The organism is Burkholderia theae, from assembly GCF_048565265.1.
GTDB lineage: Bacteria > Pseudomonadota > Gammaproteobacteria > Burkholderiales > Burkholderiaceae > Burkholderia > Burkholderia theae.
Window position 1 is genome coordinate 2,455,424 of sequence record NZ_CP183461.1, and the last position, 16,974, is coordinate 2,472,397.

Annotated in this window: 14 protein-coding genes; 7 read left to right on the forward strand and 7 right to left on the reverse strand. The window is 65.3% G+C overall.

What is annotated here, in order from left to right; genetic code table 11:
- Positions 1 to 101: 101 nt before the first annotated feature.
- The 5 genes from ACN22W_RS11640 to cysS form a co-directional block, all read right to left on the reverse strand.
- Positions 102 to 1,352, reverse strand: coding sequence for an aspartate kinase (locus ACN22W_RS11640; RefSeq protein ID WP_048248705.1), 1,251 nt, complete (start codon positions 1,350 to 1,352; stop codon positions 102 to 104).
- A 343-nt stretch (positions 1,353 to 1,695) separates the two neighbouring features.
- The gene (gene tilS / locus ACN22W_RS11645) at positions 1,696 to 3,117 is read right to left on the reverse strand and encodes a tRNA lysidine(34) synthetase TilS (protein ID WP_419684359.1); all 1,422 of its coding nucleotides are present in this window, start codon (positions 3,115 to 3,117) and stop codon (positions 1,696 to 1,698) included.
- A gap of 46 nt (positions 3,118 to 3,163) precedes the next feature.
- A complete protein-coding gene (locus ACN22W_RS11650) occupies positions 3,164 to 4,135 on the reverse strand; it encodes an acetyl-CoA carboxylase carboxyltransferase subunit alpha (RefSeq protein WP_048248707.1) in 972 nt (323 codons plus the stop codon).
- 103 nt (positions 4,136 to 4,238) lie between these two features.
- Positions 4,239 to 5,066, reverse strand: a complete 828-nt coding sequence (locus ACN22W_RS11655; RefSeq protein WP_419684361.1) for a DNA-3-methyladenine glycosylase family protein — start codon at positions 5,064 to 5,066, stop codon at positions 4,239 to 4,241.
- Between the two features lie 43 nt (positions 5,067 to 5,109).
- Positions 5,110 to 6,507: a cysteine--tRNA ligase gene (gene cysS / locus ACN22W_RS11660; protein WP_129512472.1), complete on the reverse strand. Its 1,398-nt coding sequence runs from the start codon at positions 6,505 to 6,507 to the stop codon at positions 5,110 to 5,112.
- Positions 6,508 to 6,740: 233 nt separating this feature from the next.
- Here cysS and ACN22W_RS11665 point away from each other — a divergent pair, with 233 nt between their 5' ends.
- The 4 genes from ACN22W_RS11665 (at position 6,741) to ACN22W_RS11680 (ending at position 9,487) form a co-directional block, all read left to right on the forward strand.
- Positions 6,741 to 7,463 carry a tetratricopeptide repeat protein gene (locus ACN22W_RS11665; RefSeq protein WP_164991958.1) on the forward strand — a complete coding sequence of 241 codons (723 nt, stop codon included), beginning with the start codon at positions 6,741 to 6,743 and terminating at the stop codon, positions 7,461 to 7,463.
- Positions 7,464 to 7,503: 40 nt separating this feature from the next.
- On the forward strand, positions 7,504 to 8,079 hold the full coding sequence (locus ACN22W_RS11670) for a peptidylprolyl isomerase (RefSeq protein ID WP_031399425.1): 576 nt from the start codon (positions 7,504 to 7,506) through the stop codon (positions 8,077 to 8,079).
- Positions 8,080 to 8,167: 88 nt separating this feature from the next.
- Positions 8,168 to 8,659 carry a peptidylprolyl isomerase gene (locus ACN22W_RS11675; RefSeq protein WP_048248715.1) on the forward strand — a complete coding sequence of 164 codons (492 nt, stop codon included), beginning with the start codon at positions 8,168 to 8,170 and terminating at the stop codon, positions 8,657 to 8,659.
- A 27-nt stretch (positions 8,660 to 8,686) separates the two neighbouring features.
- Positions 8,687 to 9,487: a UDP-2,3-diacylglucosamine diphosphatase gene (locus ACN22W_RS11680; RefSeq protein ID WP_419684365.1), complete on the forward strand. Its 801-nt coding sequence runs from the start codon at positions 8,687 to 8,689 to the stop codon at positions 9,485 to 9,487.
- Between the two features lie 48 nt (positions 9,488 to 9,535).
- On the opposite strand, the gene cysE is transcribed toward ACN22W_RS11680, so the two are convergent.
- Positions 9,536 to 10,309 carry a serine O-acetyltransferase gene (gene cysE / locus ACN22W_RS11685; RefSeq protein ID WP_048248916.1) on the reverse strand — a complete coding sequence of 258 codons (774 nt, stop codon included), beginning with the start codon at positions 10,307 to 10,309 and terminating at the stop codon, positions 9,536 to 9,538.
- 295 nt (positions 10,310 to 10,604) lie between these two features.
- A complete protein-coding gene (locus tag ACN22W_RS11690; protein ID WP_412021576.1) occupies positions 10,605 to 11,429 on the reverse strand; it encodes an RNA methyltransferase in 825 nt (274 codons plus the stop codon).
- Between the two features lie 280 nt (positions 11,430 to 11,709).
- On the opposite strand from ACN22W_RS11690, the gene ACN22W_RS11695 reads away from it, so the two are divergent.
- The 3 genes from ACN22W_RS11695 to ACN22W_RS11705 all read left to right on the forward strand — a co-directional run bounded on the left by ACN22W_RS11695 (position 11,710) and on the right by ACN22W_RS11705 (position 16,776).
- The gene (locus ACN22W_RS11695; RefSeq protein ID WP_048248720.1) at positions 11,710 to 12,513 is read left to right on the forward strand and encodes an inositol monophosphatase family protein; all 804 of its coding nucleotides are present in this window, start codon (positions 11,710 to 11,712) and stop codon (positions 12,511 to 12,513) included.
- A gap of 487 nt (positions 12,514 to 13,000) precedes the next feature.
- Positions 13,001 to 14,623: an NAD(P)/FAD-dependent oxidoreductase gene (locus ACN22W_RS11700; protein WP_419684368.1), complete on the forward strand. Its 1,623-nt coding sequence runs from the start codon at positions 13,001 to 13,003 to the stop codon at positions 14,621 to 14,623.
- Between the two features lie 950 nt (positions 14,624 to 15,573).
- Complete coding sequence (locus ACN22W_RS11705) at positions 15,574 to 16,776, forward strand: hypothetical protein (protein ID WP_419684370.1); 1,203 nt, start codon at positions 15,574 to 15,576, stop codon at positions 16,774 to 16,776.
- Positions 16,777 to 16,974: the final 198 nt, after the last annotated feature.

The window sequence follows — 16,974 nt, forward strand, 5'->3', positions numbered from 1 at the left end:
CGCACCAGGGAGGCAGTGCGACGAGAACGAAATAGTATAGGGTTTCGAACCGCGCGTCAATTTCCGTGATGCAATTTCGTCATCGCATCACGAAAATTTCATCAAGCCTGGTCGAGTTCGAACGCCTTGTGCAGCGCGCGGACGGCCAACTCCATGTATTTCTCGTCGATCAGCACCGAAATCTTGATTTCGGACGTCGAGATCATCTGGATGTTGATGCCCTCTTCCGACAGCGTGCGGAACATCTTGCTCGCGACGCCCACGTGCGAACGCATGCCGACGCCGACGACCGACACCTTCGACACCTTCGGGTCGCCCTGCACCTGCTCGGCATTCACATGGCCCTTCACCTGGTTGGTGAGGATGTCCATCGCCTTCTGGTAATCGCCGCGGCCGACCGTGAACGTGAAGTCCGTCTTGCCCTCGACGCTCTGGTTCTGGATGATCATGTCGACGTCGACGTTCGCGTCGGCGACCGGGCCGAGGATCTGATACGCGATGCCCGGCTTGTCGGGCACGCCCATCACAGCAATGCGTGCTTCGTCGCGCTGGAACGCGATGCCGGAAATGACTGCCTTTTCCATGGTCTCGTCTTCTTCAAAAGTAATCAGGGTGCCCGAGCGCATTTCTTCGTCGAGCGCAATCAGCGGATCGGTCAGGCTCGACAGCACGCGCGTCTTCACCTGGAATTTGCCGGCGAATTCGACCGAGCGGATCTGCAGGACCTTCGAGCCGAGGCTGGCCATTTCCAGCATCTCCTCGAACGTCACGCGATCGAGGCGCCGCGCCTCTTCGACGACACGCGGATCGGTCGTGTACACGCCGTCGACGTCCGTATAGATCAGGCACTCTTCGGCACCCAGTGCGGCCGCGACCGCCACCGCCGACGTGTCCGAGCCGCCACGGCCCAGCGTCGTGATGTGACCGTCCGGATCGACGCCCTGGAAGCCCGTGATGATCACGACCTTGCCGGCGTTCAGATCGGCCTTCACGCGCTCGTCGTCGATCGAGTGAATGCGCGCTTTCGTGAACGCGCTGTCGGTCTTGATCGGGACTTGCCAGCCCGCATAGCTCACGGCCTCGACGCCGATTTCCTGCAGCGCGATCGACAGCAGGCCGACGCTGACCTGCTCGCCGGTCGACGCGATCATGTCGAGCTCACGCGGGCTCGGCTGGCTCGAAATCTCTTTCGCAAGACCGAGCAGACGGTTGGTTTCGCCGGACATCGCCGAAGGCACGACCACCATCTGGTGCCCGGCCTGATGCCATTTTGCGACGCGTTTCGCGACGTTCTTGATGCGCTCGACCGAGCCCATCGAAGTGCCGCCGTATTTGTGTACGATGAGTGCCATTGTCGTTCTGAACTGGAGGAGAAACCGCACGGGCGCGCTGGGCAGGCCGCGGTGCCGTTCGGTCACGCGGCTTGTGGCTGTGGACGGACGACGAGGGAGACGGCTGGGACGCAACGCGCAAGCGTGACGGAATTTGCCCGGAAGGCCGATCAGGCCGCGCAAACCGGGTACGTCACGCGGAAAACCTGCACAAATCGCTCAAAAATCGAGCCGAGCAAACGTCCGAGCGTACCCGATAGAAGCCCGCTTGACAAGCCGCCCGCCGTGTCCGCAGCCGTTCCGGCGCTGTTTACCAAATGGTGAAAATGGGCACGCTATCGCGCCGCCGGAAGCCTGCCCGCGGTTACGCGATCAGCAGGTCGGGACGCCATTCGATCCGGCGCCACGCGCCGTCGCCGGACGCCCCGCGGTCGGACTCGCCGACATCACGGTTCACGCCGAGCCGCGGCACGTAGATCAGCCGGTCGCCCGCGAACAGCAGCGGCACGTCGCGCTGCCAGGCCGGCACGCCGCGCTCCTGGAACAGGTTCTTCAGCGTCCGGCCCGGCCCGCCCGGCGACGTGCGCATCCGCTCGCCGCCCGCCCGGGCGCGCACGGCCAGCCGCGCGCCGCGCAGCAGCGCCTCCGGCACCGCGCCGGCGCTTTCCGCATCGGCCGGCGCGAACACGAACGTGCCGCGCCATCCCGGCAAGTGCCAGACTTCCTGCCCGTCCCATGCGAGCGCCGCTTCCGGGTGCGGCGTGCCCGTGCCGTCGTCGGCCGGTTCGGCGCTGTCGCCCGCTTCCCAGTAGACGACATCGCGATAGAGCCGCAGGCACTGTCCCGCATGGTCGACGCGCAGCGCATGGGCATCGTGCGCGGCGCGCAACTGCCGCATCATGTTGGCGAGCCGGGCGGCCGACGCGCCCGGCAAGCCGAGCCGGCGCATCCAGAAGCGCAGCAGGTTCGCGCCGCGCGTGTCGTCGAACGCGACCAGCGACTCGCGCGACAGCGCGTGCCCGTCATCGCGCGCGGCAACGGCGAAATCCAGTTCGGCCAGATCGTCGAGCAGCCGCTGCGCGGCGGCCGCATGCTGGGCCGCGCGACCGAGCGCATCGCGAAAGCCCGGGAAATGCCCGGCCAGCGCCGGCAGCACATCGATGCGCAGCGCATTGCGCGCATAACGCGTATCGCCGTTCGATTCGTCGTCGATCCACGCAAGCTCGTGCTGCGCCGCATAGCGCTCAAGTTGTGCGCGCAACAGTCGCAGCAACGGACGCACGCGCTCGACGCTCACACCGTCGGGCCGGTAGCGCGGCGCCATCGCAGCGAGCCCCGCGATCCCCGCGCCACGCAACAGTTGCAGCAGCACGGTCTCGGCCTGGTCGTCCGCATGCTGCGCCAGCCACAGCGTGGCCGAACCGTGGCGTTCGCACATCGCGTCGAGAGCCGCATAGCGCCGCTCGCGCGCACTCGCCTCGATACCGAGGCCGCTGTCGCGCGGCACGTCGACCCGCATCGCTTCGAATTCGACGCCGAGCCGGGCCGCGCTCGCTTCGGCATGCGCGACCCACGCGTCGGCGTTCGCGCTCAGGCCGTGATGCACGTGCAGCGCGACACAGCGCGACGCACCCGCGACACGGACGGCTGCATCGAGCAGCACCGTCGAATCGAGGCCGCCGCTGTAGGCGATCGCGATACGCGCATCGGGCGGCATGCCGGAAAGCGCAACGCCGACCGCGTCGAGTACGACGCGGTCGGCGGAGAATTCGGTCGGTGGGATCACGAGACGGACGCGCGCGCAGCGGCGCGCGAAATGAACACGCGGCCGGTCATGCGCCCGGCGTGGTTTCCTTGAACTTGCCGTAGGCCATCAGGCGCTCGAAACGGCGCTCGCGCACCGCATCGATGCTCATGCCCTGGAACTGGCGCAGCGAATCGGCGAGCGCGCGGCGCAGCAGCGCGGCCATGCCCTTCGGATCGCGATGCGCGCCGCCAAGCGGCTCGTTGATGATCTTGTCGATCAGGCCGAGCGCCTTCAGGCGGTGTGCGGTCAGGCCCAGCGCTTCCGCTGCTTCGGGCGCCTTCGCGGCGCTCTTCCACAGGATCGACGCGCAGCCTTCCGGCGAGATCACCGAGTAGGTCGAGAACTGCAGCATCATCACGGTGTCGGCCACGGCGATCGCGAGCGCGCCGCCCGAACCGCCCTCGCCGATCACCGTCGTGATGATCGGCGTCTTCAGCTCGGCCATCACGTACAGGTTGCGGCCGATCGCCTCCGACTGGCCGCGCTCTTCCGCGCCGATGCCCGGATACGCGCCCGGCGTGTCGACGAACGTGAAGATCGGCAGCCCGAACTTCTCGGCGAGACGCATCAGGCGTTCGGCCTTCCGATAGCCTTCCGGACGCGGCATCCCGAAGTTGCGCGCCGCGCGTTCCTTCGTGTCGCGGCCCTTCTGGTGGCCGATCACCATGCACGGATGGCCGCCGAAGCGCGCGAGGCCGCCGACGATCGACAGATCGTCCGCGAACGCGCGGTCGCCATGCAGCTCGTGGAAATCGGTAAACAGTTCCGCGACGTAGTCGAGCGTGTACGGACGCTGCGGATGCCGCGCAATCTGTGAAACCTGCCACGGCGACAGGTTCGCGTAGAGGTCTTTCGTCAGTTGCTGGCTTTTCTTCGACAGCCGCTCGATTTCTTCCGAAATATCGACAGCCGAGTCGTCCTGCACGAATCGCAGCTCTTCGATCTTGGCCTCGAGTTCGGCGATCGGCTGTTCGAAATCCAGAAACGTGGTCTTCATGTGTTCGAATCCTTGGGTCTTGCGGCAGCGCGTATTCTACCCGCGCGGGCGACACTCAAAACCGGCTCTCAACTATTGATGTTTAAAACCCGATAGCCGCCGCTCAGGCGTCGGCGTCGGGCGCATCGAGACTGCGCCACATATACCAGGTCGCGACGGTGCGCCACGGCTCCCAGTTGGCAGCGACCTCGCGCGCCTCGCTGCGCGTGACGGGTTCCCCGCTGAAATAATTGACGCTGATCGCGCGGATCAGGCCAGGATCGTCGAGCGGCAGCACGTCCGGCCGCGACAGGTTGAAGATCAGGAACATCTCGGCCGTCCAGCGGCTGATGCCGCGGATCTGCGTGAGTTCCGCGATCACGTCCTCGTCGTCCATCGACGTCCATTTGTCGACGTGCAGCGCACCCGACACGAAATGCTGGGCGAGATCGAGGATGTATTCCGTCTTGCGCTTCGACAACCCGCATGCGATCAGCTTGTCCGCGCCGAGCCGGATCACCGGTTGCGGCGCGAGTTTCGGACAGGCGTCCTCGATGCGCGCCCACAGCGACTGCGCGGACGGAACCGAAATCTGCTGGCCGACGACCGAGCGCGCGAGCGTGACGAACGGATCGCCACGCTTCACGAGATGCGCGGGACCGAACTTCGGGATCAGTTTCTTCATGATCCGATCGCGCTTGACGAGGTCGGCGCACGCCTTGTCCCAGTACGCTGGACGCACGATCACCTCCGCGCCGTCGGCGTCGGACACGCGCGTCTTGCGAGCCGCGTCGGCGGCCGGCAGCGTCGCCGTCGGCTGCGCATGACCGTTGAGCGCGCCGGTCGGCACGGCGCGCGTCGCGTCCGCCTTTGCCACCGGCGCACGCTTGGCTGCCGGACGCGCGGCGACCGGGGTCGCGCGCCTGACCGGCGCTTTTCTGGCCGTTGCCATCTTGCCTCCTACCTGACGGATCGGTCAGTGGAACGCACCGCGCTCATACGCGACGCCATTCGGTCGATCCGCCCGGTTTGTCTTCAAGTGCGATACCGGCCTCGAGCAGTTCCGCCCGGATCCGATCCGCTTCGGCATAGTCTTTCGCTTGCTTCGCCGCGACGCGCGCGGCGATCTTCGCTTCGATCTCGTCGGCGGCGAACGCGCCCGCCTGCGCGGCGCCGGACGCCTGCTGCAGGAACGTGCGCGGTTCGCGGCCCAGCAGGCCGAGCAGGCCTGCCAGCTGTTTCAGTTGCCGCGCAAGCGACGCGTCGCGCGTGCGATTCACCTCGCCCGCCAGCTCGAACAGCGTCGCCACCGCGACCGGCGTGTTGAAGTCGTCGTTCATCGCGGCCGCGAAACGCTGCGCGTGCGGTTCGTTCCAGTCGAGCGCGAGCGTGTCGGCCTCGACATCCTTCAGCGCGGTGTACAGGCGCGTGAGCGACGCGCGCGCATCGTCGAGATGCACGTCGCTGTAGTTGAGCGGCGACCGGTAGTGCGTGCGCACGATGAAGAAGCGCATGACCTCGGCGTCGTACCGCTCGAGCACTTCGCGGATCGTGAAGAAGTTGCCGAGCGATTTCGACATCTTCTCGTTGTCGACCTGCACGAAGCCGTTGTGCAACCAGTAGTTGACGAACGTCTGGCCGGTGGCGCCTTCGCTCTGCGCGATCTCGTTCTCGTGGTGCGGGAACTGCAGATCCTGCCCGCCGCCGTGGATGTCGAAATGTTCGCCGAGCAACGTGCAGCCCATCGCCGAGCACTCGATGTGCCAGCCCGGGCGGCCCATCCCGTACTTCGACGCCCACGACGCGCCTTCCGGATCTTCCGGCTTCGCGCGTTTCCACAACACGAAATCGAGCGGATCTTCCTTCGCGTCGTTCGCGGCGACACGCTCGCCCGCGCGGAGATCGTCGAGCGACTTGCCCGACAGCTTCCCGTAGTTCGCGAACTTGCGCACCGAGTAATTGACGTCGCCGTCGGTCGCCTGATACGCGTAGCCGTTCGATTCGAGCGTCTCGATCATGCCGAGCATCTGCGGAATGAATTGCGTCGCGCGCGGCTCGATGTCGGGCCGCTGGATGCCGAGCGCGCTTTCATCCTCGTGCATCGCGCCGATGAACCGGTCGGTCAGCGACTTGATCGTCTCGCCGTTCTCGACCGCGCGGCGGATGATCTTGTCGTCGATGTCGGTGATGTTGCGCACATACGTGACCCGATAACCGATCGCACGCAACCAGCGCTGGACGAGGTCGAACACGACCAGCATGCGCGCGTGGCCCACGTGACAATAGTCGTAGACGGTGATCCCGCATACGTACATCCGCACTTCGCCGGAATGGCGCGGCACGAAGACTTGCTTGTCACGCGCGAGCGTGTTGTAGATGCGCAGTGATTCCATAGAGATGAACCGTGAGCCGAAGGAAACCGCCCTGGCGAAGCTCGCCCAGCATGCGACACGGACGGACCATCTGCTGCGGCGCCAGGCCGAGCGTCCTCGTATCACATGGGGCGGTCAGGCTGCAAGCACAGCGGTGACGGCCACGAGAGGCAAAGAAAGACTGTCTGCGGCTCGCCGGAACGCACAGACGTTTTGTTAGAATGGCTCGGAGTATAACATTCCGATTTACGCCTATGAAACCTCATCGCGGCCGCGCGCAGAGCGCTGCGACCCTCGTTGCGACCACCGTCATGGGCGTCGCGCTGACGCTTTTCGCGGCCCCCGCGGCGCATGCGCAGAAGGCCCCGGCGACCGCCGACGGCACCCCAGAAATCGACTCGTCCATCGCCGGCAAGCAGTGGAAGCAGGCGCTCGCGCAGCTCGACGCACGCATCGCGTCGAACCCGCACGACGTGCAGGCGCAGTTCAAGCGCGGCACCGTGCTGGCCCGCCTGAACCGCGACGACGACGCGATTCAGCAGTTCGTCGCGATCACGCAGGCGTACCCCGAACTGCCCGAGCCGTACAACAACCTCGCGGCGCTCTATGCGAAGCACGGCCGCTACGACGAAGCGCGCACCGCGCTCGTCACGGCCACGCAATCGAATCCGAGCTACTCGCTCGCGTACGAGAACCTCGGCGACCTGTACCTGCGCCTCGCGGCCGAGTCGTACAAGCGCGCGCAATCGCTCGGCCGCACCAGCGGCGCGACCGCCCAGCGCCTCGCCGACCTGCAGAAGATCGTGTCGCCGCCGAAGGCCGCGCCGAACGCCCGCTCGGCCGCGCCGGCAACGCGCGACTACACCGACCGCGCAGCCGCGAACGTGAGCACCACCACGCTGCCGATGTCGCCGACGTTCCAGTTCAACGGTCCGTCGGGCGCACTGGCGGCGCCGTACGTCGCGCCGTCGCAATAAGCGGCGCGGCCTCCCTTTCCCTCCCAACCTGAGGATCGCAATGAAACGTCTGTTGCTGGCGCTTGGCGGCGCCGCCCTTCTCGCGACTGCGCCCGCGTTTGCGCAATCGGCTACCGCGCACCCCGTCGTGCAGCTGAAGACCTCGCAGGGCGACATCCGAGTCGAGCTCTACCCGGAGAAGGCGCCGAAGTCCGTCGCCAACTTCCTCGATTACGTGAAGGCCGGCCAGTACAACGGCACGATCTTCCATCGCGTGATCAAGGGCTTCATGATCCAGGGCGGCGGCTACAAGACCAACTTCGAGGAAAAGCCGACCCGCGCGCCGATTCCGCTGGAGAGCCGCAATGGTCTGAAGAACCTGACGGGCACGATCGCGATGGCGCGCACCAGCGACCCGAACTCGGCCACCGCACAGTTCTTCATCAATACGGTGGACAACAGCGGCCTCGACTACCCGAACCCGGACGGCAACGGTTATGCGGTGTTCGGCAAGGTCGTGTCGGGCCTCGACGTCGTGAAGAAGATCGAAGGCGTGGCGACGACCTCGCGCGGCCCGATGCAGGACGTGCCCGCGCAACCGATCGTGATCGAATCGGCCAGCATCGTCTCGAAGTAAGAACCTGCCGGCACGTCCGGCGACTCACGCGGCCGCGTCGCACGACCGGCCGCGTGCCATTTAAACCGCCTCATCGAAGGAATTCATCATGGTTGAACTGCATACGAACCACGGCGTGATCAAGCTCGAGCTCGACGCCGAGAAGGCACCGAAGACGGTCGAGAACTTTCTGAACTACGTGAAGAAGGGCCACTACGACGGCACCGTGTTCCATCGCGTGATCAAAGGCTTCATGATCCAGGGCGGCGGCTTCGAGCCGGGCCTGAAGCAGAAGCCGACCGACGCGCCGATCGACAACGAGGCGAACAACGGCCTGAAGAACGACAACTACACGGTCGCGATGGCGCGCACGAACGATCCGCACTCGGCAACCGCGCAGTTCTTCATCAACGTGAACGACAACGACTTCCTGAACCACTCGTCGCCGACGCCGCAGGGCTGGGGCTACGCGGTGTTCGGCAAGGTCGTCGAAGGCCAGGACGTGGTCGACAAGATCAAGGGCGTCAAGACGGGCAACGCTGGTTTCCACCAGGACGTGCCGGCCGACGACGTCGTGATCGAAAAGGCCGTCGTGGTCTGACGCGCAGCAAGTAACGGAGGCACTTCGATGTTGCAGGAGAGTCCGCCGCGAAGCGTCTCCGCGGGCGTGCCGGGCGAGCGCGAGTACGCGCAAGCCGCACGCCCGTTCCTGTTTCTCTCCGATCTGCACCTGAGCGAAGCGATTCCGAAGACGGTCGCCGCGTTCGAGCATTTCGTGAAATACACTGCCGACAGCGCCGACTCGGTGTTCATCCTCGGCGACCTGTTCGAATACTGGATCGGCGACGACATACTCGACGACGATCCGTTCGCGGCACGCATGGCCGCGCTGATGCACACGTTCTCGGAGCGCGGGATCGCGCTCTACGTGATGCACGGCAACCGCGATTTCCTGCTCGGCCGGCGCTTCATGAAGGCGGCCGGCGCGATGCTGCTGCCCGACCCTTCGCTGATCATGGCGTTCGGCCAGCGCATCGTGCTCGCGCACGGCGACGCGCAATGCACGGCCGACCGCGGCTATCAGGTGTTCCGCCGCTTTGCACGCAATCGCGCCGCGCAATGGCTGTTTCTCGCGTGGCCGCTGCGCTGGCGCCGCGCGCTCGCGCAGCGCATGCGCTCGAACAGCGAAGCGGGCCGGATGCGCCCTGCTTCGGCGATCTACGATGTCACGCGTGAAGGCGTGGCCGCGCTGTTCCGGAAAAGCCGCGCGGCCGTGATCATTCACGGTCACACGCACCGCCCCGCGCACCACGCCGAACCGGGCGGCATCCGCTGGGTACTGCCCGACTGGGATCTCGATCACGGCACGCCGCGCGGCGGCTACCTGCGCGTCGACGCGGAAGGCATCCACGCGATGCCGCTCGACTGACGCCGCGGCTGCCGTCGCACTGACCGGCAGCCGTCGGCGTTCATTGCATTACGCCTGGCGTTCGACCGCCTTTCCTTCCAGCACCGCCGACAGCCTGCGCAGGTCGAGGCGCGCCGCATCGGCGCCCTGCAGCGTTTCCAGATGCGTGCCGAGCCGCTCGAGCGCCGCGACGATTTCGTCGACGCGGCGGCTTTCCTTCGCCGCGTGATCGATCAGGCCATGAATCGCGAGCGACATCGGATCGTCCGCGTTCGGCGTGATCCCGTACGCGCAGAACGCCGCGCGTTCGGGCTGCGGCTTCGGCTGCGCCGGCATCACGATGCGCGCCGGATTGCCGACCGCCGTCCCGCCCGCCGGCACCGGCTTCACGACGACCGCATTCGAACCGATCTTCGCGCCCGCGCCGACCGTGAAACCGCCGAGCACCTTCGCGCCCGCGCCGACGATCACGCCGGCCTCGAGCGTCGGGTGGCGCTTCGCGCCGCGCGTGAGCGACGTGCCGCCCAGCGTCACGCCCTGGTAGATCGTGCAGTCGTCGCCGATGATCGCCGTCTCGCCGATCACGACACCCATGCCGTGATCGATGAACACGCGCCGGCCGATCGTCGCGCCAGGGTGGATTTCGATACCCGTCAGGAACCGCCCGGCCTGCGACGCGAAACGCGCGAGCCAGTAGCGTTTCGCCCGCCAGCATGCGTGCGCGAAACGGTGCAGCACGAGCGCATGCAGCCCCGGATAACAGGTCAGCACTTCCCAGGCACTGCGAGCGGCGGGATCCCGCTCGCGAATCGTTGCAACGTCTTCGCGCAGTCTCGTGAACATGATCTGATCGGGGAAAAAAGCCGGCGCGCACCGCCGGCAATGACCGGCCGTTATCGCACCGGGTAATTTGCTTATGACGTCCGGCGATTGTAGGGCCAGTCGCGCACGGCCGCACGAGGCCGCGCGTTCACCCCGCCGGCGGCGCGGGTATTCGGGCGGGAGGCTTGCTGTGGCGGCGCTCGCGGGATATCCGGCCGGGCGCAACGCTCCCGGCACGGCGCCTTCATTCCGGCGGCCGACCCAACGCCGGCCGGGATGCGGCACCTGAACGCCCGGTTGCCGGTACGCCGGCCGCTTACGCGTCGCCGTCAGGCTTGCCCGATTTCAGCAGGATGTGCTTCGCGACGCCGCGCAGGATGTTGACCTCCTCGCGCTCGAGGCCCGTGCGCGCGAACAGGCGCCGCAGCCGCGGCATCAGTTTCTTCGGATTGCGCGGATCGAGGAAATCGAGTGCGATCAACGCGTTCTCGAGATGCACGTACATCCGCTCGATCTCGTCGCTCTGCGCGAGCGTGCCGACCTCGGCCGACGGTTGCGCCGACGGCTCGCTCGCCTGCTCGAGAAATGCGACGCGCAGCTCGTACGCGAGCACTTGCACGGCCTGCGCCAGGTTCAGCGAACTGTAGGCCGGGTTCGCCGGGATATGCGCGAGCGCGCTGCACTGCTCGACATGCTCGTTCGCGAGACCGGTGCGCTCGTTGCCGAACACGAGCGCGATGTCGCCTGTGCCGACCTGCGCGCACGCCTGCGTGGCGGCCGCGCGCGGCGCGAGGCGCGGCGGGCCGTATTCGCGCGTGCGTGCGGTCAGCGCGATCGACCAGTGGACGCCGGACAGCGCGTCGCCGAGCGTCGGCACGACGTGCGCGGACGCGAGGACGTCGTCCGCGCCGCTGGCCATCGCGATCGCCTCGGGATCGCTCTGCACGTGCGGCACGCGCGGCGCGACCAGCACGAGACGCGAAAAGCCCATCGTCTTCAGCGCGCGGGCGGCCGCCCCGACATTGCCGGGATGGCTCGGCTCGACGAGCACGAAGCGGGTTGACGTAAAGCCACCAGACGGCGGCCGGGACGAGGCCGCGCCCGGATCGGACGGCGCGGCGGTGTTCTGCGGGGTTTCCACTACGATACGACTCGGTTCATCAGAATGGCAGTATGGTATCGCCATCGCCCCCGCAAACCCACTCGTCCGGACGGCCAGTGGGGGTTTCCCCGCATTCCGGTCGCCTGAAACCGCCGAAAATCGGGTAAAATCATGCCTTTACGCGTCGCACACCGTGCGGCGCGGGTCGTACCCCGTTCTTTGTCAATTCGCGTCTCATCTCGCCCGGCACGCTTGCGCCGTTCCGGGCGGTTGTTCCACTTCGTGGCGGCCCGTGCCGCCGGCTACAGGATCCAGGCTCATGCATCCCATGCTCAATATCGCTGTCAAGGCTGCGCGCCGCGCCGGACAGATCATCAATCGCGCGTCGCTCGATCTCGACCTGATCGAGATCCGCAAGAAGCAGCAGAACGACTTCGTCACCGAAGTGGACAAGGCCGCCGAAGAGGCGATCATCGAGACGCTGAAGACCGCCTACCCCGACCACGCGATCCTCGCGGAGGAATCGGGCGAATCGGAGAACGAATCCGAATTCAAGTGGATCATCGATCCGCTCGACGGCACGACCAACTTCATCCACGGCTTCCCGTACTACTGCGTATCGATCGCGCTCGAGCACAAGGGCGTCGTCACGCAGGCCGTCGTCTACGATCCGAACAAGAACGACCTGTTCACGGCCACGCGTGGCCGTGGCGCGTACCTGAACGACCGCCGTATCCGCGTCGGCCGCCGCGACCGCCTGTCGGATGCGCTGGTCGGCACCGGCTTCCCGTTCCGCGAAAAGGACGGCCTCGACGCATACGCGCGCCTCTTCACCGAAATGACGCAGGCCTGCACGGGCCTGCGCCGTCCGGGCGCGGCAGCACTCGATCTCGCGAACGTCGCGGCTGGCCGCCTCGACGCATTCTTCGAGCAAGGCATCAACGTGTGGGACATGGCAGCGGGCAGCCTGCTGATCACCGAAGCCGGCGGCCTCGTCGGCAACTACACGGGCGACGCCGATTTCCTGCATCGCCATGAGATCGTCGCCGCGAACCCGAAGATCTACGCGCAGATGATTCCGATCCTGAATCGCTACAGCCGCGTGCATCCGGCAGCGGAGTAATCGCCGCCCGCACCGCCGGTGCGGCGCGCTTCGACGGCCCGTGTCCGCTTCGTGCGGCACGGGCCGTTGGCAAAGGGGTGCCGCGTGCTTTGCATGCCGCTACCGCCCTTTTCCCTGACGGCCGCATTTGTGCGTGGCATCGATATCGATGTGCTATGTTGACCAGCATGAACGACAAGGGCGGCTATGCCCGCCTGGCGTGGCTTTCGCACCGACCGCTCGCCGGCACCGTCATGATGGAGCGACTTTCGCATCCCGATGATTCGGCGGCGGAAAACCTTCCCCGCACAAGGGGCGCTTCATGCTCGCGTCCTGAAGTTGCCCGCGTTGCCCGGCCTGGTCAGTGTGCAGCCCCTCGTACAGCTTGTTCCAGCGATGAATGGTTCGCGTCCGAGATGCCCGCGCGGCGAACAACGCCGCCACCAGCATGCCGGCCCCGCCTGTTTCAACACCGCCACGACGCCGTGGCGACAGCATCCGAGTACCCATGTTACGGCTAAGCGAAGTTAAACTCCCCCTCGACCATCCCGAAAGCGCGCTCGAAGCCGCGATTCGCGCGCGTCTCGCGGACCTTGGCGTGCCGGCAGACGGGCTCCTCCGTTACACCGTGTTCCGCCGTGCGCACGATGCGCGCAAGCGCTCCGACATCAAGCTGACGTACATCGTCGACGTCGAAGTCCAGGACGAAGCGGCCGCGCTCAAGCGACTCGCCGGCACCCCGCATTGCAGCGTGACGCCCGATATGGCGTACCACTTTGTCGCGAAGGCCCCCGAGCACACTGCTTTCCTGCGCCCGGTCGTGATCGGCATGGGGCCGTGCGGCCTGTTTGCAGGACTGATCCTCGCGCAGATGGGCTTCCGTCCCATCATCCTCGAACGCGGCAAGGCCGTGCGCGAGCGCACCAAGGACACCTTCGGCCTGTGGCGCAAGAGCGTACTCAACCCCGAATCCAACGTGCAGTTCGGCGAAGGCGGGGCCGGGACGTTCTCCGACGGCAAGCTGTACAGCCAGATCAAGGATCCGAACCACTATGGCCGCAAGGTGCTGGACGAATTCGTCAAGGCCGGCGCGCCGGAAGACATCCTGTATCTGAGCCGGCCGCACATCGGCACGTTCCGCCTCGTCAGCATGGTGGAAAAAATGCGCGCGTCGATCCACGAACTGGGCGGTGAAGTGCGTTTCGAAACCCGCGTCGACGACATCGAGATCGATCAGGGCAAGGTGCGCTCGCTCAAGCTCTCGAACGGGGAAACGCTCCGGTGCGACCACGTGGTGCTCGCGGTGGGCCACAGCGCGCGCGATACGTTCCAGATGCTGCACGATCGCGGCGTGTATATCGAAGCCAAGCCGTTTTCGCTGGGTTTTCGCATCGAACATCCGCAGGGGCTGATCGATCGCAGCCGCTTCGGCAAGTTTGCGGGCCACAAGCAGCTCGGCGCGGCCGACTACAAAGTGGTTCACCACTGCAGCAATGGGCGCGCGGTCTACAGCTTCTGCATGTGCCCTGGCGGCACGGTGGTCGCGGCAACCTCCGAGCCGGGTCGCGTGGTCACCAACGGCATGAGCCAGTATTCCCGGGCCGAGCGCAACGCGAATGCGGGCATCGTCGTCGGCATCACGCCGGAAGACTATCCCGGCGGCCCGCTGGCGGGTATTGCGTTCCAGCGCAAATGGGAAGAACGCGCGTTCGAACTCGGCGGCGGCGATTACTGCGCACCGGGCCAGCTGGTCGGCGATTTCATCGCAGGCCGGCCGTCGACGTCGCTGGGCTCCGTGGAGCCGTCGTACAAGCCTGGCGTGCGTCCGACCGATCTCAGCACCGCGCTCCCGGACTACGTGATCGAAGCAATCCGTGAAGCACTGCCCGAGATCGACAAGAAGATCGCGGGCTTCGCGATGCACGATGCCGTGCTCACCGGCGTCGAGACGCGCACTTCGTCACCGATCCGGGTGCGACGCAAGGACGACTACCAGAGCATGAACGTCGAAGGCCTGTATCCGGCCGGCGAAGGCGCGGGGTATGCGGGTGGCATCTATTCGGCAGCCATCGACGGCATCGAAGTCGCGCAAGCGGTGGCACTCAGCATGACGTCGGCACACGCGTCCTGAGGCACCGGGCCGAATCGGCGCGCGAATGTTCGTGAGCCGAGCCAGGCCGACTGTCGATTGTCCGCCCGAGAGCGGGATCGAATCACCGTATGGGGCCGCCAGCCGCCGGACGCAATGTCCGACGGCTGGCCAAACGGCGAACTTCGTACTTGCAGGTCGGGCCGCTGGTAAAGTCGGGCAACCAAAACAACAACTTCTTGCGTGACCTGTGGCCACGCTGTCGCCCGAGGCCTTTGCCGGTCACACGCCGACGCAGCAGCAGTACCCAAACCCTGGCAGATAAGCCCTCGACGGACTACTTACGCTGTCAGCTACGCCACATGACTTTCAGCTGTCGACACCGACGCGCAAGCGAACGCTCGATCCAACCACGCGATCCGACCGCTCCAGCAACCCATCCGGCCACTCACCCTCTACGCTGAAAAGATTCCTGACGGCGTCGTGAAAGTCGCAGCGCAGCCAATGGATCGCTTTCGGTCAGCAACCGCGAGCCGAGGGCGTATGTGCCGCAGGCTCCAAAGCCATGCATGCGCCATTAGACATTCGAGATGTCGGCGCATGACCATCAAGCAGACACGATCCCGGACGACACCGCAGAACGCATTTTCCTTCACTTAATGCGGCAATAGCGCTGAGCGCCCTGCCTGACTACCGCAGTAGCGGTTGATCGTCGCGAATTCCTCGTCCGAGATCAATTCCGACCCAATATATAAAGACGCGAAGTATCGAGGTGTAATATAAGCGACCGAAAAAGGGCAAACGAAGGACCCGGTGCGCCGGTCAAGAATAACCCACACTCGGCCGGCAATGCTGGTTTCTGCCACGACGGAGTGCTCCGCAAAGTATAGGCGTCGGTTTCGCGGCCGCATCACTCACGCAATGGCTGCCGTCGTGCCCTCTTTTGCCGACACACAAACAAAAACTCACCATCGATAATTCAGAGGACGAGAATGCCTATCGAAAAACCACTTTTCAAGACCCTCGCAACGGTCTTGATCACGTCGTTTCTTGCAGCATGTGGTGGTAGCTCCAGTAGCGGACCGGATACCGGGCCTACCCAATCGCCGGCGGTCACCAACACCATCAAGTCGGGAATATTCACGGCCTGGACACAAGGCAACATCAACGCAACCGTCAATATCCCGGGTTCAGGAGCCACGTCTGTCAGCGTCGGCCCGGCCAGCGCGGCTCCGTTCTGGACCGGCAGTAATTTTATGGTGATGGGAGCGAATACATCCAGCAATACAGTCACCTATCTGGCTTCGCCGGACGGTATCAACTGGGCCGCGCAATATACAACGCTTCCGAACCCCCTTGGCTCCGGCTACAACATGCTGGTGCTGAACATGACGTCCGATGGCAATGGAAATATCGCGGCATACGGGGTTGATGTTGCAACCAACGGCTCGGTCGGACAGGTGTTCGTCGCGTTTGCCGATGCGTCGACGATGACCTGGCAAGTCTCATTGCTGGGCGTGCAGCAGAGCGTGCTGCCGCCAGTTGCGGTCAACGGTGGCTCGCCGGGACACGAGTACGGCATTGCCTATGCGTATGGCCGGTGGTATCTCGGTTATCAGCCATATGGCGCCGCGGTGACTTACGTCGAGTCAGTGAATCGAGGCAATTCCTGGCAAACGTCGGGAGCGGGCAGCCTGGTGTTTCTGAGCAATTTCAAAGGAGACAACCTCTATCGCTCGGCGAAAGCGGTCTCCTCGGATCTGACGGCATGGAGCGCGTATCAGCCATCGGTCAACGGAACCAACTATTTTCAGTTCACGTCAACGGCGATCTCGAATACCAAGGCGATCGTGTTTGCGCCCGCTGGAAACCAGGCTGTGGCGAACGGGGGATTGACGGGGATCAAGACGCTCACGTCTCAAGACGGGAAAACATGGGGAGCCGGTGACATCAACACTGGCGCGACAGCGGCATTCACTTGCAACGACCGCCTCTTCATGCTGACGTCGTCGGTTCCCCCGGTAGCCACAAGCTACATCTCGGACGACGGCATCAACTGGACCCAAGTCACGTTGCCGGCGCTGAATACTGGCGCCAATGAAAGCTATCTCACCGGGGCCTGTTTGCCGGCTACCCAGCGTGCCGTGGTCTTCACCAGCGGGACGGGTGGCAATCGCGTGTTCTATTCGAACTGACGAGTGCCCGGGCCGTTGACCTGAACGGCCGGTAACGTCCTCCGCGGCCATTCGAATGCCGACGTCGGAATCTCGACGTCGGCGGGACGCAGGTGACCACAAGGAGAAGATTGCGCGGAAGCATCGGGACCATGGGCAAACTCGGGCACCCAAGAACGTCACGCCGGACCCACGAGCGCCAAACCGACCGATGCCCTC